The sequence below is a fragment of the Paraflavisolibacter caeni genome, from assembly GCF_025628885.1.
Classification (GTDB): Bacteria; Bacteroidota; Bacteroidia; order Chitinophagales; family Chitinophagaceae; genus Flavisolibacter; species Flavisolibacter caeni.
The window spans coordinates 1-26,070 of the sequence record NZ_JAOTIF010000033.1; the positions used below are offsets into that span (position 1 = coordinate 1).

Annotated in this window: 23 protein-coding genes; 7 read left to right on the forward strand and 16 right to left on the reverse strand. The window is 41.8% G+C overall.

Going from position 1 to position 26,070, the window contains the following annotated elements:
• The first annotated feature begins 386 nt into the window (after positions 1-386).
• Complete coding sequence (locus tag OCK74_RS24780; protein ID WP_279299800.1) at positions 387-1,049, forward strand: NADPH-dependent F420 reductase; 663 nt, start codon at positions 387-389, stop codon at positions 1,047-1,049.
• A gap of 50 nt (positions 1,050-1,099) precedes the next feature.
• Here OCK74_RS24780 and OCK74_RS24785 read toward each other — a convergent pair whose 3' ends face one another.
• From OCK74_RS24785 to OCK74_RS24800, 4 genes are all read right to left on the reverse strand, one after another.
• The gene (locus OCK74_RS24785; RefSeq protein ID WP_279299801.1) at positions 1,100-2,326 is read right to left on the reverse strand and encodes an OmpA family protein; all 1,227 of its coding nucleotides are present in this window, start codon (positions 2,324-2,326) and stop codon (positions 1,100-1,102) included.
• Between the two features lie 221 nt (positions 2,327-2,547).
• Positions 2,548-3,261: a peptidoglycan DD-metalloendopeptidase family protein gene (locus OCK74_RS24790; protein WP_279299802.1), complete on the reverse strand. Its 714-nt coding sequence runs from the start codon at positions 3,259-3,261 to the stop codon at positions 2,548-2,550.
• A gap of 64 nt (positions 3,262-3,325) precedes the next feature.
• Positions 3,326-4,174 (reverse strand): endonuclease/exonuclease/phosphatase family protein, encoded by an 849-nt coding sequence (locus OCK74_RS24795; RefSeq protein ID WP_279299803.1) that lies wholly within the window; start codon positions 4,172-4,174, stop codon positions 3,326-3,328.
• A gap of 676 nt (positions 4,175-4,850) precedes the next feature.
• Positions 4,851-5,021, reverse strand: a complete 171-nt coding sequence (locus tag OCK74_RS24800) for a hypothetical protein (RefSeq protein WP_279299804.1) — start codon at positions 5,019-5,021, stop codon at positions 4,851-4,853.
• Positions 5,022-5,220: 199 nt separating this feature from the next.
• On the opposite strand from OCK74_RS24800, the gene rpoN reads away from it, so the two are divergent.
• Positions 5,221-6,714, forward strand: a complete 1,494-nt coding sequence (gene rpoN / locus OCK74_RS24805; protein WP_279299805.1) for an RNA polymerase factor sigma-54 — start codon at positions 5,221-5,223, stop codon at positions 6,712-6,714.
• 2 nt (positions 6,715-6,716) lie between these two features.
• The gene (locus OCK74_RS24810; protein ID WP_279299806.1) at positions 6,717-7,388 is read left to right on the forward strand and encodes a hypothetical protein; all 672 of its coding nucleotides are present in this window, start codon (positions 6,717-6,719) and stop codon (positions 7,386-7,388) included.
• An 87-nt stretch (positions 7,389-7,475) separates the two neighbouring features.
• On the opposite strand, the gene OCK74_RS24815 is transcribed toward OCK74_RS24810, so the two are convergent.
• From OCK74_RS24815 to OCK74_RS24825, 3 genes are all read right to left on the reverse strand, one after another.
• Positions 7,476-8,231, reverse strand: a complete 756-nt coding sequence (locus OCK74_RS24815) for a murein L,D-transpeptidase catalytic domain family protein (protein WP_279299807.1) — start codon at positions 8,229-8,231, stop codon at positions 7,476-7,478.
• Positions 8,232-8,361: 130 nt separating this feature from the next.
• Positions 8,362-9,402 (reverse strand): AI-2E family transporter, encoded by a 1,041-nt coding sequence (locus OCK74_RS24820; protein WP_279299808.1) that lies wholly within the window; start codon positions 9,400-9,402, stop codon positions 8,362-8,364.
• Between the two features lie 60 nt (positions 9,403-9,462).
• Positions 9,463-10,863 (reverse strand): MATE family efflux transporter, encoded by a 1,401-nt coding sequence (locus OCK74_RS24825; protein ID WP_279299809.1) that lies wholly within the window; start codon positions 10,861-10,863, stop codon positions 9,463-9,465.
• A 302-nt stretch (positions 10,864-11,165) separates the two neighbouring features.
• Here OCK74_RS24825 and OCK74_RS24830 point away from each other — a divergent pair, with 302 nt between their 5' ends.
• Positions 11,166-11,759: a YceI family protein gene (locus OCK74_RS24830; RefSeq protein ID WP_279299810.1), complete on the forward strand. Its 594-nt coding sequence runs from the start codon at positions 11,166-11,168 to the stop codon at positions 11,757-11,759.
• Between the two features lie 24 nt (positions 11,760-11,783).
• Here the strand turns inward: OCK74_RS24830 and OCK74_RS24835 are convergent, their stop codons facing one another.
• The 6 genes from OCK74_RS24835 to OCK74_RS24860 are packed head-to-tail and all read right to left on the reverse strand — an operon-like array spanning position 11,784 to position 17,386.
• Positions 11,784-12,191, reverse strand: a complete 408-nt coding sequence (locus OCK74_RS24835) for a hypothetical protein (protein ID WP_279299811.1) — start codon at positions 12,189-12,191, stop codon at positions 11,784-11,786.
• Positions 12,192-12,223: 32 nt separating this feature from the next.
• The gene (locus OCK74_RS24840; RefSeq protein ID WP_279299812.1) at positions 12,224-13,603 is read right to left on the reverse strand and encodes a M20/M25/M40 family metallo-hydrolase; all 1,380 of its coding nucleotides are present in this window, start codon (positions 13,601-13,603) and stop codon (positions 12,224-12,226) included.
• A 34-nt stretch (positions 13,604-13,637) separates the two neighbouring features.
• A complete protein-coding gene (locus OCK74_RS24845) occupies positions 13,638-14,306 on the reverse strand; it encodes a uracil-DNA glycosylase family protein (protein WP_279299813.1) in 669 nt (222 codons plus the stop codon).
• Between the two features lie 44 nt (positions 14,307-14,350).
• Complete coding sequence (locus OCK74_RS24850; RefSeq protein WP_279299814.1) at positions 14,351-15,049, reverse strand: ABC transporter ATP-binding protein; 699 nt, start codon at positions 15,047-15,049, stop codon at positions 14,351-14,353.
• Position 15,050: 1 nt separating this feature from the next.
• Positions 15,051-16,310 carry an ABC transporter permease gene (locus tag OCK74_RS24855; RefSeq protein WP_279299815.1) on the reverse strand — a complete coding sequence of 420 codons (1,260 nt, stop codon included), beginning with the start codon at positions 16,308-16,310 and terminating at the stop codon, positions 15,051-15,053.
• The gene (locus tag OCK74_RS24860; protein ID WP_279299816.1) at positions 16,307-17,386 is read right to left on the reverse strand and encodes an efflux RND transporter periplasmic adaptor subunit; all 1,080 of its coding nucleotides are present in this window, start codon (positions 17,384-17,386) and stop codon (positions 16,307-16,309) included. Before OCK74_RS24860 ends, OCK74_RS24855 begins: the two co-directional genes overlap by 4 nt.
• Positions 17,387-17,952: 566 nt before the next feature.
• Here OCK74_RS24860 and OCK74_RS24865 point away from each other — a divergent pair.
• The gene (locus OCK74_RS24865; RefSeq protein ID WP_279299817.1) at positions 17,953-18,882 is read left to right on the forward strand and encodes a sensor histidine kinase; all 930 of its coding nucleotides are present in this window, start codon (positions 17,953-17,955) and stop codon (positions 18,880-18,882) included.
• Positions 18,879-19,640: a LytR/AlgR family response regulator transcription factor gene (locus OCK74_RS24870; RefSeq protein WP_279299818.1), complete on the forward strand. Its 762-nt coding sequence runs from the start codon at positions 18,879-18,881 to the stop codon at positions 19,638-19,640. Before OCK74_RS24865 ends, OCK74_RS24870 begins: the two co-directional genes overlap by 4 nt.
• On the opposite strand, the gene OCK74_RS24875 is transcribed toward OCK74_RS24870, so the two are convergent.
• The 3 genes from OCK74_RS24875 to OCK74_RS24885 form a co-directional block, all read right to left on the reverse strand.
• Positions 19,611-20,549, reverse strand: coding sequence for an SGNH/GDSL hydrolase family protein (locus OCK74_RS24875; RefSeq protein WP_279299819.1), 939 nt, complete (start codon positions 20,547-20,549; stop codon positions 19,611-19,613). The genes OCK74_RS24870 and OCK74_RS24875 overlap by 30 nt on opposite strands.
• A 72-nt stretch (positions 20,550-20,621) precedes the next feature.
• Complete coding sequence (locus OCK74_RS24880; protein WP_279299820.1) at positions 20,622-21,641, reverse strand: hypothetical protein; 1,020 nt, start codon at positions 21,639-21,641, stop codon at positions 20,622-20,624.
• A 266-nt stretch (positions 21,642-21,907) separates the two neighbouring features.
• Positions 21,908-22,342, reverse strand: a complete 435-nt coding sequence (locus OCK74_RS24885; protein WP_279299821.1) for a hypothetical protein — start codon at positions 22,340-22,342, stop codon at positions 21,908-21,910.
• Between the two features lie 513 nt (positions 22,343-22,855).
• Between OCK74_RS24885 and OCK74_RS24890 the strand changes: the two genes are divergently transcribed.
• Complete coding sequence (locus OCK74_RS24890) at positions 22,856-26,023, forward strand: SusC/RagA family TonB-linked outer membrane protein (RefSeq protein ID WP_279299822.1); 3,168 nt, start codon at positions 22,856-22,858, stop codon at positions 26,021-26,023.
• Positions 26,024-26,070: the final 47 nt, after the last annotated feature.

A 26,070-nucleotide genomic window follows, 5' to 3' on the forward strand; every position in this document is an offset into this window, starting at 1 on the left:
AGGGGAGGTAAAATCTCTATAACAGTATACCCTCAGGGGTTACTTAGACCTAAATTGTACGCTCACCCTTTTTCACTGATGGACTCAAAACTACCCAGACCTTCCCGACTCCTCTCAAAAAATACTGCTTCAAAAAACAAACATAGGAGACCTTACTGCGGTGTAACTCCATAGAAACTCCCTGTCTACTCTTATTATACCCCGTATCAACTGCCTCCCAACTCCCTGACTGCTCCACCCCAATAAACTCCAAACCTCAAACTCCAAATCCAAGTCCAGACAATCCAATAGTTAATTACACGCCGCCAGTAAATTCTTCAATTCAAAATCACAGTTTAATTATTCATATCCTCATATTACTTTTAAGTAACCAAAAACCTTTAATCATGAAAATAGGTATCCTCGGCACTGGCATGGTGGGCGAAACCATTGCATCAGCCCTTTTAGACAAAAATCATGACGTTATGATCGGCAGCAGGACTGCAACAAATGAAAAGGTGGCGGAATTGGTTAAAAAAAACAGCAAGCATGCGTCCCAGGGAACTTTTAATGATGCAGCAGCATATGGAGATATTGTTTTCATTTGCCTGAACGGCGAACACGCTCTTGATGTGATCAGAAGCCTTGACGAATTCAACACGGCTAATAAAATCTTTGTCGACATCACTAATCCACTCGACTTTACCCATGGTATGCCGCCAAGGCTTATCAACGGCTTGAGTAACAACAACTCCCTGGGTGAAGAGATCCAAAGACTCTTACCCAATGCTTATGTGATAAAAGCGCTCAATACAGTAAACCACAAACTAATGGTTGATGCACGACAGGTCAATAATGGCGACCACAATCTATTTGTTTGTGGCAACAATGCTGATATTAAAAATAAAATGATGCACTTCTTTGTAGATAACTTCCATTGGAGACCAGAACGCCTGATTGATCTTGGCGGCATTGAAATGGCACGCTGCACCGAAGCCTATGTTCCTTTTTGGGTTGCCATCTGGCAAGCCACAGGATCTCCGATGTTCAATTTAAAAGTGGTGCAGTGAGCACAATAAAGGCAGGTGATTGCATTTAACAATCATCTGCCTTTTATGAATCATTTTTCTCTTAATTGAACAGATATTCTTCGGTCGACACGCCTTTCTTCATCAGGAGCGGAGGCTGGCACTTTTGCAAACTCAGACCCATATCCCTCAGCACCTATCAATTGAGATTGCTGAACACCTCCTGCCTTCAGAGCGTTTAAGACAGTCTCTGCCCTATCCTGGCTCAGCTTTTTGTTGGCAGCATCGTCGCCTGTCTTATCTGTATAGCCACCAATCTTGATCTTAGCTTTCGGATAAGCGTTCATAATCATAACAATGTTGGAAATCTGCGCCTGGCTTTGAGCTGTAAGTTGCGCACTACCTGTTTCAAAATTGATATTGTCAAAATCAAACCATTGGTCTTTACCAGCCATGCATGTTGCATCATTCAAGCATGTTACCAGCCTATCTTCTATTCCTCCCTTGTAAGCATTAATTTCAGTATTATCTGCCAGCCGCACTTTCATTGATTCCCTTTCGACAGCTGCTGCAGCAGATTCTGCCGGCGTCATAGGAGCTTCAGAAACGGTATCTGTAACTGGGGTGGCAGCCACCTCCTTTTCTTTATTGTCACTCCGGCCCAGGAAGTACCAAAGCAAGCCAACAGCCCCTAAAATAAGAATCAAAGGAAGTACCCAATTGGTTCGAGGAGGAGCAGCACTTGCCATAGCTCTACGGGCAGTGGCAGTTGCAGTAGTTACATTTTCATGCACCCTTTCTGTGCTACCTAACCATCTATCTATTCCAAGGTTTAAGCCATCTGGTAAAGCTCCCAAAACTGACGCTTTCTGGCTGGAAAGAAAGGAAGTAAGACCACTTGCCGATAAATTACTATCCAGTGCATGCTTCCCAATAACGCCAAGACCTACAGGCGCCAACATTCCTAATAAAGAATTTGCAGAGGCTGATTTGATACCTGCAAACCTAGCCAGGACATCTTCAATTGAGCTTAATCTGGTGCCAAATAAATTATTAACCCATTCTATCCCTTTCGAGAGTACAGAACCAGTATCGGAGAAATTACTAAGGTTATTGCTTGCCGCTTCCTTTGCATCTTGCAATAAAGAATCAGCATGACCGGTTTCAGCCATGTGAATAAATCCAGCCAGGATAGCCGGCACCGCACCTGATACAGCTTTACTGATACCAGCCTGGCTTTCCCCAAACTGTAAAGCTGCTTTATCAACGATTTCGGGCGTTATCAGGCTTTTAAATGAATCTATTAAATTAAAGGCCATAACAATTACTATTTAAAGGTGAAGAATATAATTTTTGTAATTGGGCCTGGATCAAGGGTTTATGACAAGACAATGCTTTGTTCCTGTATTTCTAAAGAAGCGTATCAAATGGAGTTTCTATAAAGCTACAATTTTAATTAGCAACCATTATTATAATACATGATATAAATTGACAGACAAATCATTGGATTAGCATTTGCCAGCTCTTACTGAAGATCGATTTAATTATTCTCTTGTGGCAGGAATTGGTTTAAACAAAGGATCATATCTGGATTGGGACAATTTGAAAGATATTTCTCTTTTTCAGAATAGCGGCAAACACCAGGGTAATCGCCTTTCATACCTTCTAAATCTTTAATGATCTGGAAATGGAGATGAGGAGGCCAGCTACCATTTTCCTGAGGTATACCGAATTCGGCAAACACCTCTCCCTTTTTAATCCTGGCGCCTTCCTGCAAATTTTTAATAGAAGCGAGACTCAGATGCCCATAAAGGGTATAAAAACTATATCCGTCCAACTGGTGAGTAAGAATAATTACAGCTCCATAATCGCCAAAAGATTCTCTAAAAGCAAAACTATGCACAAATCCATCCAAAGGTGCCATTACATGAGTACATGGCTTACCCCAGATGTCTATGCCCAAGTGGAAGCGACGAGGCTCAGACTGGCCTTGTGCAGAGCCAAATATTTCGCTCCGGCTATAAATTGTCCTGTACTCACCATACCCACCAATGCCAAATCGCGCATCTGCTTTTTCCAGCGTGGCATTAATGTAGTCGGTAAACTTGTTTGTATTGCCCAGCACATCTTCCGTTAATGCTCGATTTTCCTGTGTAAAGTGAAGCTGTACCAATTTATCCTTTCCAGGCTGAAGAGGAACAACCGGGTGAAAATATGCCCTGTTTTCAACCAATATTTGCTCAAGCATGGTCATTGTCATTGATCTTAAGCAAGGAAATCAACAAGTATTATTTCCTGTTGCTCAAAAAATACATATATCAATTTACTTCAAATATTGCAAAAACAGGGAAATGATCAGAAGAAAAACGCCCCTGCCAAGTTTGAGACAACGAAGCATGTTGTAATACTTTGAATCCATTACGAACGAAAATAAAGTCGATAGGCTCATCGTCTACTTCTTTAGGGCCAAAGCCATTAAAAGTTCCCGTAGGACCGTAATGGGGTTGACGGGACAACTTCTTAGTATCTGTCATGAAAAAAGGAGCCGTTGTATCTGTAATAATTTGGATAGGCGCTGAATGCGGTTGCGAATTAAAGTCGCCAGTTAAGATCACAGGTTGTTTGCCCGCTATATCTTTTATCTTCTGCAACAAGAGCCTGGCGCTTTCCTTACGGGCCTCCTGTCCTATGTGATCGAAATGGGTATTGAAAACGTACAACTTCTTCTTCGTTTTACGATCGATGAATTGTGCCCAGGTCACAATGCGGGTAATGGCGGCATCCCAACTTTTACTTCCCGGCACATTTGGCTGTTCGGAGAGCCAGAATGTTTCTGTCCGCAACAATTGCAGGCGTAAGGTATCGTAAAAAATAGCTGAATACTCCCCCTTTTGCTTGCCGTCATCTCTGCCAACACCTGCATACTTATAAGAGGGCAGCAAATTCTTCAGATCAACCATCTGGTTGTGTAAGGCTTCCTGAACGCCCACTATGTGTGACTGATGAAATAAGATTTGAGAAGCGACCTTCTCTTTCCGGTATGGCCAGGCATTAAGGCTATCAGCAGGAGTATTTAATCGAATATTAAAAGTCATCACGTGAAGGTTGTTCTGCGCAGACAGACTGATAAATACCAACAGGCAAAGGAGGGTATAAATAGTTTTCATTGGTGCAAACTACTTATAAAGCGGGATATCTTTCAGAGGACAATCCTGCTTCCTTAAACAGAATCCAAAAGAATAGGGAAGAGCACACTATATACGCTTTATCCCAGGACAGGCAGGATTGAATGGACAATTTCGTGTGTGATAAAAGGGTGACTGCTGTCTGAATATAGAGGGAGGCGAATGGAACGGGAAGGGTCAAAATCTGTTTCGTGCTTCAGGTATGCTGTAAGTATGCTTCAGGTGTGCTTCAGGTATGCGGAAGGCATGGTCGGTTAGATAAAGGGGATAGTAGGTCGTGGGGGTATGGTAGATACGCCTTAGGTAGGGGGTAGATACGGAGTGTATAGGGAGGATGTATGTAGCATGTACGGCTGATGTTTACTATAACTCTACTATAAGTTTACTATAACTTTACTGTAAGTTTCCTATAAGATTACTATAAGGCATATTAGGAATGACGAATGGAGGGAGGGAAGATGATAGATGATAGTTGGTAGATGATTGCTGGTAGAAGGGATTTGTGAATTCGGATTTCGGAATTTAGGGATTTGAGGTTTGGAGTGGAGAATTTGAGGTTTGGGGGATGTTGAAGTAATCAATTATTTGACGGATAGGGCAGAAACGTATAGGCTCGGGTATGGCTTAGATACGGAGTCGGTACGGGGTAGGTATGGAGTTAATATGGTGGAGCGACAAAGGATGATTGCCTCAAATTTTTCCCTTCCAGGTAATCTACGTGTCTTTTATCGCCGAGGCGGATGAATAGATTTAGTTTGGACTGCTTTTGCAACTGGTCTTCTTTTTTACAAAAGAAACCCAGGTGTTGATTGTAGAAATTTTGCGGCAAAATCAAGATTTTTTCAGTCCGGGCGGTGCTATCCATTTTTCTCCTAAAACACAGCTGTGTCAAGGCTTTTGAAGAAAAAAGCAGAAAAGAAATTATAAAACAAACGACAGTTTTCCCCATGGAATGATATTTACTTGTAAATTTACGGCTCGATTTTTGTGCAAAGGGCCGATTTTTTTGGCCACTAAAATGATTTCTGATGAGCCTTAACCAAAGTTTACAACAAAAGTTACTTCAAAAATTATCACCGCAACAAATTCAATTAATGAAATTGCTGCAGGTGCCTACCGCAAATTTGGAAGAACGCGTTAAAGAAGAACTGGAAGAGAACCCTGCTTTGGAACTCTCTGAAGAGGGTTTTGATGAAAATTATGAGGGAGAAATGAAGGACGAGTTTGCAGATCGTGAGGAAGATAATTATGATGAAAGCAGCAAGGATGAAGAAACCTATGATAATATAGATATATCCGATTATGTCCGGGAAGGAGATGATGACATTGCTGATTACAAATTAAGGGATGACAATTACGGGGAGCAGGAAGAAAAGCAAACCATGCCTTACAAAGTGGAAACCAGCTTTTACGAAGTACTGGAAGCACAATTGGGAATGCTGAATCTGGACGAAACGGAATACAGGATAGCTGAACAGATCATTGGCAGTATCGACGAAGATGGTTACCTGCGCCGTGAAACCTCGGCCATTGTGGACGACCTCGCTTTTCGCCAGAATATTTTTACCGATGAGGAGCATGTGGAACGCATCATTAAGCGAATTCAGTACTTTGACCCGTCGGGTGTGGCAGCAAGAAACCTGCAGGAATGCCTCTTGCTTCAGTTAATGCGCCAGAAGGAGGAAGGGAAGGATGTTGACATTGCCATTGCGGCTCTGACCAAGTACTTTGACGAGTTTACCAAAAAGCACTATGAAAAAATCCAGCGAGGACTGAACCTTACTGATGAAGAGCTGAAGGACGTGATGCACCAGATCACCCGCCTGAATCCTAAACCAGGAGGTCATGTAGGTGAAGTGAACAAAGCAGAAAGTTATGTGGTACCCGACTTTTTCATCACCAATACTGGTGGTAAACTGGAACTCACCCTAAATTCTAAAAACGCCCCCGAACTACGCATCAGCGAAGGCTACCGGGACATGTTGCGTGAATATGACCGAGGATCGAAGAAGGACCGGCGTCAGAAAGAAGCTGTTTTATTTATCAAGCAAAAGATAGATGCCGCTAAATGGTTCATTGATGCCATCAAGCAGCGTCAACATACGCTGATTAGTACGATGACAGCCATTATGAACCACCAGCACGACTTTTTCCTGACAGGTGATGAGACCATGCTAAGGCCGATGATCCTGAAAGACATAGCAGAAAAAACGGGTTTGGATATTTCCACCGTGAGCCGTGTAGCGAACAGCAAGTTTGTGCAGACAGAATTTGGTACTTACAGGTTAAAGTTCTTCTTCAGCGAATCGCTTACTACCGATTCTGGAGAAGAGGTGTCTACAAGGGAGGTAAAAAAGATACTGAGCGACCTGATTGAATATGAAAACAAGAAAAAACCTTTGAGTGACGAGCGTTTAACAGAGTTGCTTCAGGAAAAAGGCTATAATATTGCACGCCGAACCGTTGCCAAATACAGGGAGCAGTTGAATATCCCGGTGGCCAGGCTGCGCAAGGAGCTATAATTATGAACGTAATAGAACAAAAGCGACAGGTTTTACCTGCCACAAATATGTCTTATCATCCGGTTATAAGATTCATTGCCCGTGTTATATCAGTTATTTTTCACCCGCTTTTTATCCCGGTTTATGTATCCTGGTTCCTGATTTATATATACCAGATCTTTCCGGCATTCACAGGCTGGGATAAAAGTTTGTTGCTCATCCGCTTCCTGGTGATGTATGCACTCTTCCCCTTAGCTACCATCCTGTTGGCTAAAGCTTTGGGATTTGTTCAAACTATTTTTCTCAGGAACCAGAAAGACCGGATCATTCCTTACATAGCGTGTGGGTTGTACTATTTCTGGATGTGGTATGTTTTAAAGAACCAGCCACAGATCCCTACTGAAGTAGTCATGTTTAGCCTAGCCATTTTCCTCGCCTCCAGCATAGGATTGATATTGAATATCTACATGAAGGTAAGTATGCACGCATTAGCCGTTGGCGTGGCAGTAGCATTTATGTTGCTGCTGGGCTTTACGACTTATCTCAACCTCGGACCTTATATTTCCATCACCTTATTAATAGGCGGGCTTGTATGCACATCCAGGCTCATCAATTCGGACCATAACCCATGGGAAGTTTATTTTGGCTTTGCGGCTGGCGTTTTAGCACAGATCATAGCTTATTTGTTCGTTTAAAGCTAATTTGTAAATCTATAGGTAAAAATAAAAGCCCGGCCGAGAAATAAGGCCGGGCTTTTATTTTATTTTCTAGACCACTCAAAATCAGGAGTTTAAGATCCTGGAATTTTGAAGGTAATTAGGTGAGGGATGATAAATGAATAAAACGGTTCCATCTTTTATTGTATTGATCACTTTAGCAGCCTGCTCCTGAGGAACGGCCGGGCAACCAAAGCTACGTCCCATGCAGGGAGTATTCAGACGATGCGCTCCTATGTAATCTGCACCATGTACAACGATAGCTCTTTCTTCAGCCCTATTGTTGAACCCGGGCTCTTTGCCGTCCAGTTTTAGCGACAAACCATGCTTGCCGTTGTAAATGCCTTTTGTTACATAAAAGCCAAGGCTGCTTTGCAAAGACTCTGGCTTGTTAGAGAAATCTTTAGCATATTGCAAGCCTGTATTCCTTCCATGAGCAACATAAGTGTTCACTAAAACTTTGTAATTCTTTACATCGATGATATACATTCTTTTCTTGAAAGAAGATTGGCTGAAGTCAACTACTGTAATAATGTTGCTGTTTTTTACTGCACCGTTTTCCAGCAGGTACTCATATCCTTTGTAGGCGTACTGAAGTGCTTCCTGGGACAACCCTAATTCATTCAATTTAAGGCTATCGTATAGCAGAGCGCTTGCAGACTTTGCATTAACGGATGCTGTTTTGCCAGTTGTGGCAACTGTTTCAATATTTGTGAAAGCAGGTGTTTCTATTGAAGAATTTTTACTACCAGCTTGTAATGCGGGAACTATAGCCACGAAAGCCGTTAGAAATGCCAGGGCGATAAAAAGGTGGTTTCTCACTCTCATATGGTTTTAACATGAATATTGGAACGGCAAAGGTCATGGATTATTATGAGGGGAGGAAAAAATGAGCTGAATTAAAACAAAATATTAGTATTTAGGTTAAAGCATTGTGAATGGAGCGTGAGCGTTATTTTAATTTGGGGGTTTCGCGTTTTTTTACGAGGAATTCGGAAGAGTAGATCCGGAGGAGCAGGATAAACATGGAAATAAGTAAGGGGCCAAAAATAAGTCCTATAAAACCGAAGAGCTGAATCCCTACAATGACGCCCAATACGGTGATCATGGGGTGTATATTTCCAAATCTTTTGTTCAGAATAAAACGGAAGAGGTTATCGACAAGGCCAATTAATCCAAACCCCCAGAAAGCCATTGCAATTCCTCTACCAGTTTCACCTTGTACCAGCAACATGATTGTAAGAGGGACATAGACCAAGGCTGCTCCCAGTATGGGCACCATGGCCGTAAGGCAGGTTACAACGAACCACAAAAAAGGCTCGTTAATACCAATGATGAGGTATCCTATGAGCCCAACAATGCCCTGGATAAAGGCAATCAACGGAATACCTATGGATGAGGCAATAACCATGCGCTTTACTTCTTTTCCCAACAATACCACATTCCCATCCCTTAAGGGTATGTATTCATACATTGCATCTTCCAAACGCCTGCCATTTACCAGCATAAAGTACAGGATGAAGTACATCAACGCCACCAAGGTAAGCGTGTTAAAAGTTATATTCAGCACCTTTGGGAGCAATTGGCCTATCCAAGGGCCAAGCTGATTAATTGCATTAGGATTGACAAGCTCGTAGCCTATCTTATCCTTCAGATTAACCACTGCAATCTTTAGTGAATTGATTAATTCACCACTGTGCATCACCAGGTAACTAACTTTTGAATACAAGATATTCCCCAACAAGCCGATAGGTACCAGGATCACAAAAAAAGATAGCAACATTAATACCCAAGCAGCCGTACTCTTTCTCCATCCTTTTTTTTCGGTCAGGTAGAACATGCGGTCACGCATGAGGACATAAAACGTGACAGAACCCAAGAATGCAGAAAGGAAGAATCTTAGTTCACGAAAAAGAATGACACCCAGAAAGATGATCAGAATGATAAAAAATATCTGCCGGAGCAGGTTGGTATTGATGGTATTGTTATTCATAAAAAAGCTGCAAGGCCGGGGTATGGTGCGGAGTAAAATTAACGGAATCTATATTATATTCTATACTTTCACTTTCTTCCATTTTCCTTTCCTGAAGGTTAGAAAGGCGGCGATGGTAATGGCTGTTTCGGCCACCGGGATTGCTATGAAAACTCCAGTGGGACCAAAATCTAATACTATAGCCAGCAGGTATGCGAGTGGTATCTGGAATGCCCAAAAGCCGAACAAATTAATGATGGTAGGTGTACGGGTATCTCCGGCACCATTAAAAGTATTGGCCATCACCATTCCGACTCCATAAAACACATAGCCAAGGCTGATGATCCGTAATGCCTCCACGGCGTAGACTTCTACCTGCACATCTTTGTTCATGAACTGCACAATCATTTCAGCAAAAACTAAAAAAATGACCATTACGGTTGCCATGAAAATGGCATTATAACGAGCAGTCAACCATACTGCCCGCTCTGCTCTTTCTGGGTCGTTGGCACCCAAGTTTTGACCCACCAGCGTGGCTGCCGCATTACTCATTCCCCAGGCAGGCAAAAGGAAAAACATAATGATCCGAATTGCTACTCCATAGCCTGCAATAGCAGCATCATTGCCAAAGGAGCTCATAATACGCGCCAGCACGATCCAGCTGGCTGAAGCAATGAAAAACTGAACAAAGCCTACCCAGGAAATCTGGAATAATGATTTGATAATGTGCCAGTCAATAGTGAAATGAACAGACCGGATGCTCAACGTCTTGTTGCCTTTAAACAGGTGATAGAGCTGAAAACAAACTCCCAAACCACGACCAATTGAGGTAGCGATCGCTGCACCTGTAAGACCAAAGAAATGAATGAGCAATGGGCATAACACGATATTACAGCCATTGGCCACCCAAAGCGACTTCATAGCAATCGAGGCATTACCTGCACCACGAAAGACACCGTTGATCAAAAAAAGCAATAGGATCACGACACTGCTTCCAAAAACAACCCTAGTATAAGACACTCCAATAGCAAGCACGCTTTCAGAAGCGCCCATTAACTGAAGCACGTCGCGCGCATAGACCACGCCAATTATGCTGATCACAACAGCCACCATCCAGCCCAGGTTAATCGCTTGTGCCCCAGCCTTTGCTGCGGCATCAAAATTCTTCTCTCCCACCCGCCTTGCTACCATAGCAGTAGCACCTACACTAAAGGCGATTGCAGCTGAGTAGAGAAGGGTTAAAAAGGTTTCTGTAAGCACTACCGTAGATATGGCTTCCTTGCCCAGCTTGCCGACAAAGAAGATGTCTACAACGGCAAAAACGGATTCCATCATCATTTCCAAAATCATTGGGATGGCTAATAGAATAACAGCCATGCGTAAACTACCTTTGGTATAGTCATGCTCTTCGCCCCGGATGGCCGTTTTTATTAAAGAAAAAATATACGATGCCCTATTTGTTGAAATAGATTGCTGCGACATGATAAAAAATCTAATTGATGAGTTGAGAAATGAATGAATAAAAAAAGAGGCTGAAAAGACATCAGCTCAGGCCATCTGAAAAACCTGCATCATTAAAAGGGCATGAAAACGAGCTTCATATTCTAAGGTTAAAAAGCAAAAGTAAAATAAATCATCAACATGTTTATGAGTGTGAGGAAAATGCCTGGTAAGCCAATGACCTACTGCTTGACTTAAAATCCCTTGCCTGTATATAAAAAGTCAACCATTATAATTATTAAAATACTTATCATTGACCTAGAAAACAATTGTAACCTGAAGACATGCGTAAGGCTTTACTATACCTGTTTTTAATTGTTGCCGCATCTGGTTTTCAGGACAATAAAACCAACGTGAAAAAATGGGTGGTCACAAGCGGTTGCTCATTAAAGGTTGACGGTTCGACGAATGTCAATAATTTCAGTTGTATTATCGCTGAATATAGCAATCCAGATACCATTATAGCTACCATAAATTCGTCGCAATCTGTAGGATTAAGCGGCAACATCAAACTTGATATTCAGAAATTCAATTGCCATAATCCGGTAATGACCTCAGATCTACGAAAAACCTTAAAAGCCAAAGAATTTCCTAAACTAATGATCCGATTTATATCTCTATCGCAATATCCTGATATTGCAGCCAGGAATACATTCACCAAGGGAATTGTAATGATTGAATTGGCAGGCATAACGAAACGGTTTGATGTAAACTACAAGATTGTTTCAGTAACTAACAACTTCATTAATATGATCGGTACCAGGCAGGTTAATTTCTCTGATTTCAAAATCACTCCTCCCAGCAGATTAGGAGGAATGATCCGTACCAATAATGAAATCAATGTGGTCTTTGACTTAAAACTGAAAGTATTTGAATAAGAAAGGAGTTCGTGGTTGCACTGATCAGGGATTGAACCTAGCAAACAATATACCTGCTAACACAGCCTGAAATAATCCATATACAAACCAACTTACGACCATTGTCAAAGTAATATCCATTGAGCTAAAAGTAATCCACATAACCGGCAGCAAAGCCACCAAAGCATAGACCAGCCCGAACTCAAGCCCTCTTAATAAAAAAGGCCCATTGAACAATCCCTTAAACCGCTCCCAAAACCATGACAATGCAAAGCTGATAATGAAGGCATGCAAATAAAACAGGATATCCCTGCCGCCGCTAGAATTAAATAATGGATTATTATACAGAACAAAAAGCTCAGGAAAAAACCTGATTGCCAGGAATAATCCGCCGTAGCTTACAACAAACAATATTATACCAACTATCAATCCTGTTATCAATACTTTTTTCATAACTGTAAGATATTTAAAGATACTTAACCTTATTACAAGCCATCCTTATCGATCAGGTAAATGAGTGCAGTTATCGCAGCGGCACCCAATTCTAATTCCCGCTTATTCACTTTATCGAAAGTGTCCTCTTGTGTATGATGAATATCGAAATAACGTTGTCCTTCAGGCTTAAAGCCAATCAACAAAGCACCCTGATCTTTTAAAGGATCAATGTCTACACCACCTTCTCCTTCTTTAAAATAAAGCACATTAAAAGGTTCCAAATACATCTTCCACTCACTCATTTTTCTCAGTTGGTCGGTATTTTTTGTTTGAAAAGTAAAACCAAGCGGAGCAAAAACACCAAGGTCCGATTCGAGTGCGACCAGGTGTTTTTCGCCTTTAGCATTTGAAATATTGTAATAGGCTGTGCTCCCCAACCCATTGATCTCTTCATCCATCCACATCACCACGCGAATGGTCCTTTGGGGCTGAATGCCCAACTTCTTGTACATCCTGCCCAGTTCAATCGCCTGCATACAACCGCCGCCATCATCGTGTGCGCCCTCTCCTACATCCCAGGAATCCAGGTGCCCTCCTACTGCAATAATTTGTTGCGGATATGTTTTTCCTCTTAATTCACCAACCACATTATAGGAAGTCACAGAATCCATCACTCTTCCCTGGTAATTGATGTACACATTTGGCTTCTTCCCACTTCTGATCACTGCACTTAAATTGTCTGCGTCAATAGTAGAAATTGCAACAGCAGGAATGCGTCTTCCCTTAGGGTCGTTGAATGTATAGCCTGTATGAGGCAAATGGTCTGTTGTGCCAGTAAGCGACCTTACCAACACCCCGGCAGCACCATATTTAGCCGCTTCGGCAGGACCATTACTCCGTTGATTACCAGCCTCGCTGTACGCATTGATCGGATCAACATGGTCCTGGTTAAAGGGGCGGTTGAAGAAAACAATCTTTCCCCTCACCTCTTTTTCGCCTCGCTTCTTTAATTCATCCAGGCTTTTTAATTCCAGCACTTCACCTTCAACACCTGCGGGGCCTGTACCTTCTGTGAAACTGAGCGCAAGTGCAGGAATCGTTATACTCTCTGACCCAGTCATTACTTTTACAACCGGAGGCGTTCCCCTGTCCCACCTGGGAACTTTAATGGGCTGCAAGTAAACAGTATCAAAGCCATAATCCTGCATGAGTTGATGTGTAAACTCTACTGCTGCAGCTGCCTGAGGCGAGCCTGTGATCCGATTGCCAATTTTCTTGCAAAGAAAACGCAGGTTTTCATAGACAGGACTGTTGTTCAACACCTCATGATAGATCTTTTTAATGGTTTCCTCTCTTGTCTGAGCACCCAGGAAAAGAGGGAAGAAAAGGAGCGTTGATACGGACAGGTATAATGCCTTTTGTTTAGTCATTGATCTAATATTGAGATTTTGCGATATTGGGATATTAAGATATTGCCTTTAGATACATGTCTACATACTCCCGAACACTTTTTCTTTTGTATTGCATTACAAACCTGGGATGCGGGAGTGGGATGATCTCATCGAACCAATTGTACTTCTCATTTAGGTCATTCAAGTAACGGAAGTTTTTTTCTCCGCCAACACAAATGCACCGTTGGCGATTGATATTAAAAGATACCAGGCGCTGCAGGCTGTCTACAATAAAAGGTTCTACTTTTTGCAACAACTGCTTATCATCGTAGTAATTAATATTCTTGCCATGCTGCACAAAACCTAATGGACATACAGAGCCAATAAAGTAATGGTGGTAAAAAAGTTCCGCCCCCCCATACTGTTCTATCACTGAATAGATAAATTCAGCAGAGATCTCTGATTGCGATTTAAATGGATGTTCAATACCACAATATTGAGAAAGTTGCCTGGGTGCAGTAAAATTCACTCCGGTAACACCTGCACCAAATCTCCCGGGATTAATACCCAGCCACAGTATTCTTTGCCCGCTATCATTATAAAACTTCCGGAAAAACTGCCCGATGATTTCCTGTACGGTCTTTTCCTTTTGAGGGAAGAGCCACTGAACATCGTTGGGTAAGCTATCCGGAGGTTGTAAGGAAGTGTAATAATGAAGTAAAAAGTCAGCCCATGTTTGCATGGGGCGCAAATTAGTGATTCGGGAACAGAAAGAAGTTACTTGAATTACCGGCGTGCACTATTTTTCTGATGAATGATCATTCCATCTTCCATTTCTATGATCCGGCTGGTGTGTTCGGCAAAATCCGGATCATGGGTTACGATGAACAAGGTTTGGCCGAATTCATCACTCAGATTTTTGAAAATATCCAGGACAATATTGCTGTTTTTCTTATCCAGGTTACCTGTTGGTTCGTCACCCATAATAATCAAGGGATCATTGATCAACGCCCTGGCAATAGCGACTCTTTGTTTTTCACCTCCGGACAGCTGGTTAGGCATTTTAGTAGCCAGTTGCTTTATCTGTAAAACATCCAGCCATTTCATTGCCCTGGCCTCAATTTCTTTTTCGGAATACTTATCCAACTTCAGCCCGGGTAGCATTACATTTTTCAAAACAGTAAACTCGTTCAACAAATAGTGAAACTGGAATACAAAGCCAATCTTTTCGTTCCGAACCTCTGCCAGCCTCCCTGACTTTTTACCTGTCATCAACTCTCCATCAATCAATAACTCACCCTCATAATCGGTATCCATAGTTGAAAGAATATAGAGCAAGGTGGACTTTCCACAACCAGATTTTCCCATAACAGAAACAAACTCCCCTCTACCAACCGTAAAACTTATGTCTGACAGTACAGGTATATGCATTTGGTCCGGGAATCTTTTGCCGATGTGCCTAGCTTCTAATACAGGTCCATTCATGTTATTTGCCTCTAATGATGATGACCGGGTCTACTTTACTTGCTTTTGCAGCAGGGAACAGCCCAGCCAGATAAGTTGTCACTAATGAGAAAACAATACCGATGCAATAAAATAAAGGGTTATAATTAACAGGATATGTTTCAATGGTTGGTAATGATGCCGTTTTAAAAGGTACTGCATCAATCAAGAGCGATAAAAGATAGCCGAGGAAAAGACCAACTGTTCCGCCAAAAAGGCCAATACTTATTGCAATCATCAGAAAGATCTTTTTTACATCCCGTCCAGAAAAACCTGTAGCTTTTAAAATGGCAATGGAGTCCATTTTTTCATAGATCATCATGTTCAGAATATTATAAATACCGAAACCCGCCACAATTAATAAAGTAATACCCACTACATAAGAGATCAACGTTCTGATGAAGCTCCCCGTCTCGAACTCAGCATTGGCTGTCTGGATATCCACAGCCTGTGTACCGAATAAATGACTGTATTCCTTTGCGACTCCAGGCGCTTGTTCTATATCATTCAATTTCACCTGTATATCCGTCACATAATTAGCAGGCTTGCCCAGAATTTTTTGTGCAGTTGTGATGGAAGTAAATCCTTGTACTTTATCATAATCCCTGATGCCGGATTCATATAAGCCTACCAATTTTAAAGGAAATACCTCACCTGTTGACGTAGTAACATATACAAGGTCACCGATGTATACCAGTAATTCTTCAGCCAACACCTTGCCAAGTACGATACTATTGGGCACTACCTTCAAGTCAGTACCAGAACCGCTTGTGATGTAATCGTAAAAATGAAACAATCTATTCTCTTCCTGCACATCGATGCCATTAATCACACCTGAAATGCGGGCACTTCCTTCGGTAAAGAATGCAGGCGTAGTGATCTTGGGAGCAATTCCCAATACCCTTTTATCTTTTTGTATGGTATGAATAATGGCTGCACTGTTGTATATCTGCTCACGACTGTTGCTTGCCTTTACGGAAGAAATGAAATGATAATACCCATTATAAATGGTTACATTTTTAATGGGCTGGTTGGGGTTTTGTTCGATCTCATTATATAAACGTACATGAGGGGTCCTGTTCACAAAAAGATCATCCAGCATAATATTCAGTCCTGTCATAAAGCCTAACAATGCAATAAACATCATGATGCTGAAGGTCACTCCTATGGCAGCCACCAGTGTTTGTCGCCACCTGGCCATCAACAAGGACTTTGCAATATCAATGCTCAACCTGGATTTCATTCTATTGGCTTTTTGATCATAACGTCTTTGGTTAAGCCACTCACTATTTCAGCCCGCTGGTAATCTTTTAATCCCACCACCACTTTCCTTTTCTCGCCACTCTTAAGAATCACATGGTTTTCATCTACTAAGTAATCCCTTGGTATTGTCAATACATTTTTCTTAGTACTGATCAGGATATTCGCTTCAACAGTCAAATTAGGATAGAGGTCGGGTGGTTCTTTTGTAAAATCAGCTTCAATTGTAAGTGACCTTGAGCGATCATCCATCATGGGATTGATCTTACAGATAACAGCTTCAAACGTCTGGCCTTTGTAGCTGTCCATAGTGATGAAGACAGTTTGTCCTATCCTTATCTTAGAGATATCATACTCATCAATTTCCAGTTCAACAATAAATTCCTTTGCATCGCCAATTACAGCAACAGGTGTTTGTATATTGACCATTTCACCGGGCTCCTTTAAAACGCTGTAGACCTTTCCATCCTGTTTGGCTTTTATCGTGTAATCGTCAGCTACGACTGTACTTATTTGCAAGTTTTTTCTAGCTTGTTTTGCAGCATAATCAACCTGTTTCTTTAATTCGCTGTACCTAAGCAAAGCTGATTGATAAGAGGTTACAGAACTTTTCCATGCCAACTCTTTCTGGTCCAATTCCGTACGGCTGCCTATGCCTTGTTCCCAAAGATTCCTTTGTCTTTGCAGAAAGATTGAATCACTCTTCAGCTTTGTTCTAGCCAGATCAATATCGGCTCTCAATTCGTTTAGTTTATCCCTATTGGCGTCAACTGATGAGTAGTCCGCAGAAAGGCGGGCATTTTCTGAATTAAGCCTTTGTGCTTCATTCACCAGTGTGATCATTGCATCTCCTTTGTGCACCAATGCCCCTTCAGTAATATGCACATGTTGGATAATACCATTGACAGCGGAGTAAACCTGGTATTGATTTTTGCTTTTTACGACGCCGGAACCATAGACCGACTCAGTAATATTTTGAAGGATAGGCTTTACAGTTTCCACTTTCTCCCCGCAAGAAAACAAGAATACTATAAATAGAACCCATACAAAAATTCTCATAGACCAAATATAAATTAGCCACTGGTCTAAATCAATGATATGAGGCAATTACAAACGTGAGTTTGATTAAAAAAAGAGTCGCAGAGAATGCTCCTTTTTTGGTGGAGGCCATTTCCCATAAAAAATCATACCCGGTCAACGCAAAACTGGTGCATAATGTTAAAAATCAGTGCCATGGAAGGAAATTCCGGCTATTTTTTTTATCATTTCCTTCCCAATCTCCCATTCAGCAGAATCTATTCATAATCAAAAACTTACACTAAGGCTCATTTTACTGAAACATGATAAACGGCTCCCTGACCATGACCAGGATGACCAAAGCATGATCAATGCGAATTTTAACAATCAGAACGTATATAACCTATTTACCACTTGTAAAGTAATGCTCCCAACGAAAAAAAACCAGCCCTGCTGAATAGGCGCGAGGATTAGTTTTGAGTTGCCGGTTAAACCCTTACCATATTCCCGGTCCGACTATGATCAATGACAGTGTCTTCAAGACCTTCTGCATACCAATACTAGGAATTGTCATTCCTTTATTAGCTCATTTGGTGAACTACGACCAGATGAGCGCGGTCAGAGTCCTTGTATCTAACCTGTCTTTTATCGCTACATCGTATATCATCTGGCAGGGATCAGTTTGGATTATATCCAACGTACGAAGGAATAAGACCATTCGTAAAAAAATATTTTTAAAGCTATTCCTGCTCTGCAGTCTAACGGCCTTGTACGGTTTTACAATAGCTACGGCCTCAGCTTTATTATGGCAAACAATTTCATTAAAGAACAACTATATTCAACCAGCTCTTAATTGTGGTTTCATAGCCGCTGGGATTGTGATGTTCCTAACATTGGTTTATGAGGCTTTATTTCTATCGAAAGAAAGGGAATTAGACGTAATGATTGTAGACCAGTTGGATAAAGAACGACTGCAAGCAGAACTCTCTGCAGTTAAAGGAGAATTGGAGCCTCACTTTGTTTTTAATTCACTGACCACACTTTCGCAACTCATCAGTGTTGATGCAGAGAAAGCACAGATGTTTACCAATAAGTTGGCTGTTGTTTACAAATACCTTTTGATCAACAAAGACAAGGAGTTGATTTCTCTTGAAGATGAACTCAACTTCATTGATGATTATTTCTACCTCTTGCGTATCCGCTATGATCACAAAATAAACCTGCATTTAAATTTCAGTAAGGGAGAAGAGTCGATCATGATCATTCCCTGCTCGCTACAGTTATTGATAGAAAATGCAATCAAGCACAATTACTTTACAGAAGCTGATCCTTTGCAAATAATGATTTCCCTGAATGGAGAATACCTGAAGGTTGAAAACAATAAAAGAAGCAAGAATTACGCAGTAGTATCAACTAAGGTGGGGCTCGCCAAACTGAGAACCCATTACAGGTTGATCTGCAATAAGGACATCGTAATCTATGAAAAGGATTCCAGGTTTATTGTGAAGATCCCCTTAATCAAACAGGAACAATTATGACCAAGATTATTATCATCGAAGATGAAAAGTATGCCTGCGATGCGCTGGTCAAAACATTGTATGAAGCAGCGGCCGACATTGAAATCAAAGCGATTTTAACCAGTGTGGAGGAAAGCATCCGTTTTTTATCGCAGGATGCAGAGGCTGATCTCATTCTCAGTGACGTGCAATTAACTGACGGCCTATCTTTTTCTATTTTCAACGAAGTAGATATCGATGCACCTATCATCTTTATCACAGGCTATGATAAGTTCATGATGACCGCATTTGAATACAACAGTATTGACTACCTATTAAAGCCTGTATCTAAAGATGATCTGCAAAAGGCTTTAACGAAATACAGAAAGCTGCAAAAGCACTTTATGAGCGCCAATGAGTCGTTGTATCATTTCATCAATCACTTTGGCGAGAAAAAGAAAACAAGGATATTGGTGCGCAAAGGAATGGAACATGTAGCCCTGCAACTTGATGACATTGCGTTGTTTTATACAGAGAACAAAGTAGTGTATGTATTTGATAAATGCGGGAAGAAATACCTGGCAGACAAAAATCTATCGGACCTCGAACTGCAATTGGATAAGGATCGCTTTTTCCGGGTAAACCGCCAGTATATTGTCAACATCAATTTTATAAGGTCGTTCAAAGCATTTGAACGAGTGAAGCTACAGGTAGAGCTCACATTAAGTGACTGGCACCATCATATTATTGTGAGCCAGGAGACAGCACCTTTATTTAAGAAGTGGCTGGCGGATGCGTGATTCGATTTGCTTATCTATCGAATCCCTCTTCTGTTGTGCCTCACTTAAGGGTAGTCCAACTTTCATTCCTGGCCTCTTGTGCCCAGTTGAAGTTAACCATGCATCTCTCATTATTTCCTGTCGCATTTCTACAAGTTTCAAAATGCTTTCACCATTCACAAAGGAAGAAAAAGCACTTCTCACATCACTATCCTTTAATATCTGAACCTCGCCCAAGGATAAAAGGATTTGTTTTGCGATTATCCAATGCCCAATATCGTTTGGATGAATGCCATCTTCTGCATATTTAAATGTGGAATCAATAAGCCGTTGTTCTTCTAAATATTTCTTCATAGGCCAATGAATATCTATTACATTCCAATTTGCAGTGTACCGGCAACTGATTAACCAATCAGAATAAATGTCAAGAACATTTGCATATGCACTTCCTTTACGTTCATCATACACGGGAGACGTCAGATGAACTATTGGAATTCCTGATTCTGTTACCTTTTCATGTACCCAATTAATACCTTCCTTATATTTTTGGAAACGGGATTCATCAAAAGGCATGTAAATACCATCATTCATGCCATAACATTCAAATACCAAATCAGGCTTTGTTTGTGTAAGAATTCTTTCTAAACGTTCATGTAAATCCGGACGCGGAAATTTCCCTCCAGCATGATTGGGTTCCGAAAGACCTGAGACAGTTTCGCTAGGTAAGCCAACATTAATAAACTCAATATGTCTTCCTGGATATCTAAGTGTTAAATATGCATCCATATATGATACATAAAGGCCGCTATAAGTAATACTATTCCCCAAAATAACTATTCGTTTAACATTGCCAGGTATTCTATATGTTTGGGAGCTACAAGTGAATTGAAAACCAATCAAAAGAATTGTAATCAAAGTAATATGTCGCATAAATATTTTGAAGCTAGTGTCTATTTCCTGATCAAAGGTGGAAGATAATTAAAGTTAAAACATGGTAATCGCTTACTGCATTGTACTGGGCTCATTTCCTTTATTGGCTTCATTGCCTTTATTTGTCTCCTTAGGATGCTGGCTTCCCTTGCCGGATTTGATAGTACGGATCACAGACCGGACAATGTCCAATACCGGCCCTCCGATACCAAGTCGCTGTGCCCTGGAATTGGCAGCTACAACCACCCAACTTGTCGGATCAAACACAAGATAATTCCCGGATTCATACGCAGCCGAATCAACCACACTATCGGGTACATATACCTGAATCCTGGTTTGCTTATAGTTATTGGGAAGGTACCGCACATAATAGCCCTCCTCTTGTCGATACCACTGATCCTGCTTTAAGTCGGTACGCAAAATCGGGGCGGGAGTATTCAACACTGCTAACCGCTCAAAGGCCTCATAAGACCTGACACTCAGGTCAAAGAGTTGCCCTATGTCGTTCTGGCTATTCAATGTGGGCACCATCCTGGCCACTGTTTTTACAACTCCCAACACCCCTCCCTGCAATTCGAATAACTGCTTTCGTGAAAGCAATTGCGTGGCTGTATATTGTACTTCAGGTGAAAGCTTATAAAAATCGGAATGGCTGACCACAGACCACAATAATAGCTGGACATTCTTCTGATCTAGTTGAGATTCTTTCCGCGAATTAAAGAGAATGGCTTGAATCATATCTTTCCGCGCCCCCCCCAAAGGTGCCTGGAAATACACATCACTTGGTGAAGGTCCCGGCGTTCCGGGTTGGAGACAATAGGTCTTGAAATCGGCCTCATACAAACCGGGAGATAAAACAAAGGCGCCTTCTTCGGTCCTCGGCAGATCCATCAATGAAACAGGTGATTTACCGGCCGGTAAATCCGGCTGCATGATCAATGTGGTATCAACGTCCCTAAAACTGGAGGTAACAGGCGGCGTTGTGCCGATCCAATTCCCCCTGCTGGTGTCTGCACGTTTTTGATGAGCAGTAGAAGCACAGGACGATAAGATAACAATAAGTAATAAGCTTCTGAGTAAATGTTGGTGCATAAGGTACGGTTTAAAGTTACTGAATTCAACAGCATCACCATTAATCCCTCAAAGTTGCTACTACAAGATGGAAAGTTATTTGCTGATTTAAAACTAATTACCCAGCAAAGGATTGTTAATATTTAATGGTGTGACTGTCATATTGAAATGATAAACTAATAACTGGAATAAGTAGTTGCTTATTCCAGTTATAACCTGTCCAAGGAGCACAAGGATTAGCGGATGCCTTGCCTGATAATATACAGGTACATTCATTCGTTACCCCATTATGCTTTTTTAAACTTTTTGGTTACATACATTGAACCATGAGCATCAGAGTTGACTCTTGTCCAGGTTTTGGCATCTTCTAATACAATTTCATATACCACTTCGTCGCCAGAAAGAATTTCTGTAACGCCAAATACTTTCTTATTTGGATACTTCTGTTTCAATTTTGCCAGGATAAAAACAGGAAGGTCTTTCTCGCTATAATCCCTTCTTACAGAAATCACATTTCCTTTCAAGTCGTAATGAATACGGCAGGTGACCTGGTTATAGTCGAAGAACACTTCATAGTAATCTTCATAAGTGTACCATTTTATATTAGTGGCAGTAGGGAAGGTTTCATGAAAGCGTTTAGCAATCGTTTCATCTATGTCGTTATCCAGAGCAAATGCAGTTGTTGATAATAAAAAGGCCAGGCCTAATAAGATCTTTTTCATAATAAGTGGTTTGAAGGTGAAGGAATGCTCTTTTCTCACTGCCAAATTAGTTCTGCATAGGGTCTTGATAAACGAAATTGATATTAGTGGTAAAGGCTTTTGATGCCACTGAAAACATATCATTTTCCATGCTTTACTTTAAGCGTTAAATCAGCTTACTGAAATATAACTTTCACATACTGAAACACAGTTTTCACCAACACAACTGATGATGTTAATTCTTCTTAACACGGACTGTTTTAGAGGACGAATGGTTGAGAGGGATTAGAAATAAGTGATGAGGGATCAGTGATGAGTTTAGATAAAAAAAATATAAGGTCCATTAACTCAACAGGAAACTTCTTTACAGGTTGCTTTTTATTTGGCCATTAAATTGTAGCATAATATTTATGTGCACATTATAATACGGCTTCAGGCACAAAAAATAATGCTTCGGTAAATAAGGCTTCGTTAATATCAGCATTTGGCAATCAATACTTGTCCTTTTTGATATCTCTAATCAAATCCACAGTCATGAGGAAATTGTTACCACTTTTCATTCTTCTTTTTACAGCCCTTACATTGCTGTCCCAACAACGCACCATAACCGGCAAGGTTACTGATGCAAATGGCAACCCGGTTGCAGGTGCAACCATTACTGTGCAAGGCAGCACCACTGCAACCCAAACAAATACTGATGGTTCCTTCAGCATTTTAGCTCCCCCGGGCAGCACGCTTGTATTGTCATCGGTGGGTTTTGAAACGCAGCAAGTGCCTGTTGGCAGCAATCAAAATCTCAGCATTTCCTTACGCAATCAAAACAGGGAATTATCCGAAGTGGTCGTTACTGCTGTAGGTATTCGCAGGGAGGCCAAAACTATCGGCTATGCTGCCACAACGGTCCGCAATGAGGAACTTACCCGTGGCCGGGAAAGAAGTGTGCTCAACTCCCTGCAAGGTAAGGTGGCAGGGGTACAAATCACTAATACATCAGGAGGTGTGGGCAGTTCTACGCGTATTCAGTTTCGTGGTCCCACGTCTTTACTTGGCAATAACCAGGCATTGATTGTTGTGGATGGCATTCCTATTAACAATTCTTCCCTTGAATCGGGTAACCCGGCTGATCCAGACAACCAAGATAACCAGAGCTTGAACAACCAGGTAGACCCTGGTAACCGGGGCAACGATATCAACCCGGAAGATGTGGAATCAGTGACACTTCTTAAAGGTCCTGCAGCGGCGGCTTTGTATGGTAGCAGGGCTGCGAACGGAGCACTGATCATTACTACCAAGAATGGGAAGGGATTAAAAAGCAAACGTGCTGAGATCAGCTTTAGCAGTTCCTATAGCCGTGAATCTATTCTTAAACTTCCCGATCTTCAAAACGAGTATGGCCAAGGGGGCCAGAAGGAAGTGGACCTTAGAGAAAACTTTAGCTGGGGGCCCAAGTTCGATGGACAGCTACGTCCATGGGGCCAAGTGATCGATGGCGAACAAAAGGTAAAGCCTTATATTGGATTGAAAGATAACGTCAAAGAGTTTTTCAACATTGGCCAGAATTATAACAACAATGTATCCTTTTCTCAAAATAACGACCGCAACAGCTATTTTGTTTCGTACAACAATGTAACCCAGAAAGGGATCATGCCGGGAACGGAATATACCCGTAACTCAGTGCGCCTGACTGGAACAGCCGATCTGTCCAATAAGTTTTACTCCAATGCCACCGTCAATTATATCCACACTTCCGGGGACCTTTCCATACAAGGGCAAGGTCCGTCTCCTTATGACCAGGTGATCCAAACACCGCGGGACATTCCACTGCTGGAACTAAAGGATTATAAGAACGATAAATTCAATACGCTTTCGGGATATTATGGCGCTTATACGGTTAACCCATGGTATCTACTTGGAGAAGATTCTTACAATACCAATGTTGACCGTGTGCTGGGCAGCGTGGAAGTGGGTTTCAAGGCCACACAATGGCTGGACATTTTGTACCGTATTGGGACGGATGTTTCCACCGACAAGCGCAAGCAGCAGATCTCCAAAAGGGTGATCCCTGATGACAACCAGAATAGCGGCAGCAATTTCCCCGGACAGTACCAGGAAGGATCTTATAACCTGAGAGAACTGACCAGTGATCTGATTGTGACCTTTAACCGCAAGTTATCAGAAGATATTTCTCTTAGGGCTTTAGCAGGTCATAATGTATTCCAGCAAAACAGGGATTTACAAGTAAGTACCGTCAACAGCCTTGTGGTGCCCGGCTTGTACAATCTATCCAATAGCAAGGACCGTCCACAAGTTTCAAACTTTACATCTCTCAAAAGACTATGGGGATTGTATGCTGATATCAACTTTTCATATAAAAATTATCTCTTCCTTGGCCTGACTGCCCGCAACGACTGGTCTTCCACTTTGCCAGAAGATAACAGAAGCTTTTTTTACCCCAGCGCCAATGCATCTTTTGTATTCAGCGATGCTTTTGAGATGCCGGAATGGCTCACTTACGGCAAACTGAGGGCCAGCGCCGCTAAAGTGGGTAACGATGCCAATCCTTATTTGCTTCAATTAGTATATCCCACTGGCTCTATAGATGATGGATTCCAGAATTCTCAATTAACATTCCCCCACAATGGCGTTCCGGGCTACACTGTTAGCAATACGCTTCCTAACCCGGATCTGACACCAGAATTTACTACTTCTTATGAGGGAGGGCTAGAAGCATCTTTTCTCAAAAGCCGCATTGGTTTTGATGTAACGTACTACAGTAATGCAAGCCGCGACCAGATACTTGCGCTGCCCTATGCAGGCAGCACCGGCTTTACAGCACGTATCATCAATGTAGGAAAGGTGACTAACAAAGGTTTTGAACTCATGCTGCGCGGGCAACCTGTGCGCAATAATGATTTCACATGGGAAGTAACAGGAACATTTACTAAAAATAAAAGCCGTGTAGTCAGCCTATTTGAAGGAGTCACCCAAGTAGATATAGGTGGTATCAATGGTGCCTCATTGATTGCGAAGGTAGGCGAACCTTATGGTTCTTTCTTTGGCGCCGGCTTTTTGCGTGATTCTTTGGGCCGAGTAGTAGTAGATGAAGAAACTGGCTTTCCTGTAACAGAACCAACAGCACAAGTTCATGGTAATATACAGCCAAAGTACCTGGCTAGCCTGATGAACAGCTTTTCTTATAAAGGTTTTACCCTTACAGCCTTGCTAGACGGCCGCAAAGGTGGCGTTTTCCTGTCACGCACAAAGTTTTTGCAAGCCTTTATAGGTACAGATCCGAAGACGCTATACAACGACCGGGAGCCCTTTGTTGTGCCTAACAGCGTCATTCAAACACCTGATGGAAAATTCACAGAAAATACAGACGTTAAAGTAGAGAATGCTCAAAACTACTGGACAGACTTTGTTTCACCCACGCTGATCGAAAACATGGTAGACGCTTCCTTCCTGAAATTGAGAGAAGTATCACTTAGTTACCAGCTACCACAAGACTGGGTAAAGAAAACACCGTTTACAGCCATACAAGTTGGCCTTATTGGCCGCAACCTGGTATTGTGGACCCCGGATGAAAACACCTATTGCGATCCAGAAACCAACTCGTGGGGAACAGGGAACCTGCAAGGGTTTGAATATGGAAGTATTCCCTCTACAAGGAGTTATGGTGCGAATGTGAGAATTACGTTGTGATTGGAATGATGAATGATTCGAATGACGAATCCGCCAGAGGCGGACAC

Excerpts from the sequence above, each read along its gene's own strand:
- OCK74_RS24780 (WP_279299800.1), top strand. The coding sequence starts at position 387 with ATGAAAATAGGTATCCTCGGCACTGGCATGGTGGGCGAAACCATTGCA.
- OCK74_RS24785 (WP_279299801.1), bottom strand. The coding sequence starts at position 2,326 with ATGGCCTTTAATTTAATAGATTCATTTAAAAGCCTGATAACGCCCGAA.
- OCK74_RS24790 (WP_279299802.1), bottom strand. The coding sequence starts at position 3,261 with ATGACCATGCTTGAGCAAATATTGGTTGAAAACAGGGCATATTTTCAC.
- OCK74_RS24795 (WP_279299803.1), bottom strand. The coding sequence starts at position 4,174 with ATGAAAACTATTTATACCCTCCTTTGCCTGTTGGTATTTATCAGTCTG.
- rpoN (WP_279299805.1), top strand. The coding sequence starts at position 5,221 with ATGAGCCTTAACCAAAGTTTACAACAAAAGTTACTTCAAAAATTATCA.
- OCK74_RS24810 (WP_279299806.1), top strand. The coding sequence starts at position 6,717 with ATGAACGTAATAGAACAAAAGCGACAGGTTTTACCTGCCACAAATATG.
- OCK74_RS24820 (WP_279299808.1), bottom strand. The coding sequence starts at position 9,402 with ATGAATAACAATACCATCAATACCAACCTGCTCCGGCAGATATTTTTT.
- OCK74_RS24825 (WP_279299809.1), bottom strand. The coding sequence starts at position 10,863 with ATGTCGCAGCAATCTATTTCAACAAATAGGGCATCGTATATTTTTTCT.
- OCK74_RS24830 (WP_279299810.1), top strand. The coding sequence starts at position 11,166 with ATGCGTAAGGCTTTACTATACCTGTTTTTAATTGTTGCCGCATCTGGT.
- OCK74_RS24835 (WP_279299811.1), bottom strand. The coding sequence starts at position 12,191 with ATGAAAAAAGTATTGATAACAGGATTGATAGTTGGTATAATATTGTTT.
- OCK74_RS24840 (WP_279299812.1), bottom strand. The coding sequence starts at position 13,603 with ATGACTAAACAAAAGGCATTATACCTGTCCGTATCAACGCTCCTTTTC.
- OCK74_RS24845 (WP_279299813.1), bottom strand. The coding sequence starts at position 14,306 with ATGCAAACATGGGCTGACTTTTTACTTCATTATTACACTTCCTTACAA.
- OCK74_RS24850 (WP_279299814.1), bottom strand. The coding sequence starts at position 15,049 with ATGAATGGACCTGTATTAGAAGCTAGGCACATCGGCAAAAGATTCCCG.
- OCK74_RS24855 (WP_279299815.1), bottom strand. The coding sequence starts at position 16,310 with ATGAAATCCAGGTTGAGCATTGATATTGCAAAGTCCTTGTTGATGGCC.
- OCK74_RS24860 (WP_279299816.1), bottom strand. The coding sequence starts at position 17,386 with ATGAGAATTTTTGTATGGGTTCTATTTATAGTATTCTTGTTTTCTTGC.
- OCK74_RS24865 (WP_279299817.1), top strand. The coding sequence starts at position 17,953 with ATGAGCGCGGTCAGAGTCCTTGTATCTAACCTGTCTTTTATCGCTACA.
- OCK74_RS24870 (WP_279299818.1), top strand. The coding sequence starts at position 18,879 with ATGACCAAGATTATTATCATCGAAGATGAAAAGTATGCCTGCGATGCG.
- OCK74_RS24875 (WP_279299819.1), bottom strand. The coding sequence starts at position 20,549 with ATGCGACATATTACTTTGATTACAATTCTTTTGATTGGTTTTCAATTC.
- OCK74_RS24880 (WP_279299820.1), bottom strand. The coding sequence starts at position 21,641 with ATGCACCAACATTTACTCAGAAGCTTATTACTTATTGTTATCTTATCG.
- OCK74_RS24885 (WP_279299821.1), bottom strand. The coding sequence starts at position 22,342 with ATGAAAAAGATCTTATTAGGCCTGGCCTTTTTATTATCAACAACTGCA.
- OCK74_RS24890 (WP_279299822.1), top strand. The coding sequence starts at position 22,856 with ATGAGGAAATTGTTACCACTTTTCATTCTTCTTTTTACAGCCCTTACA.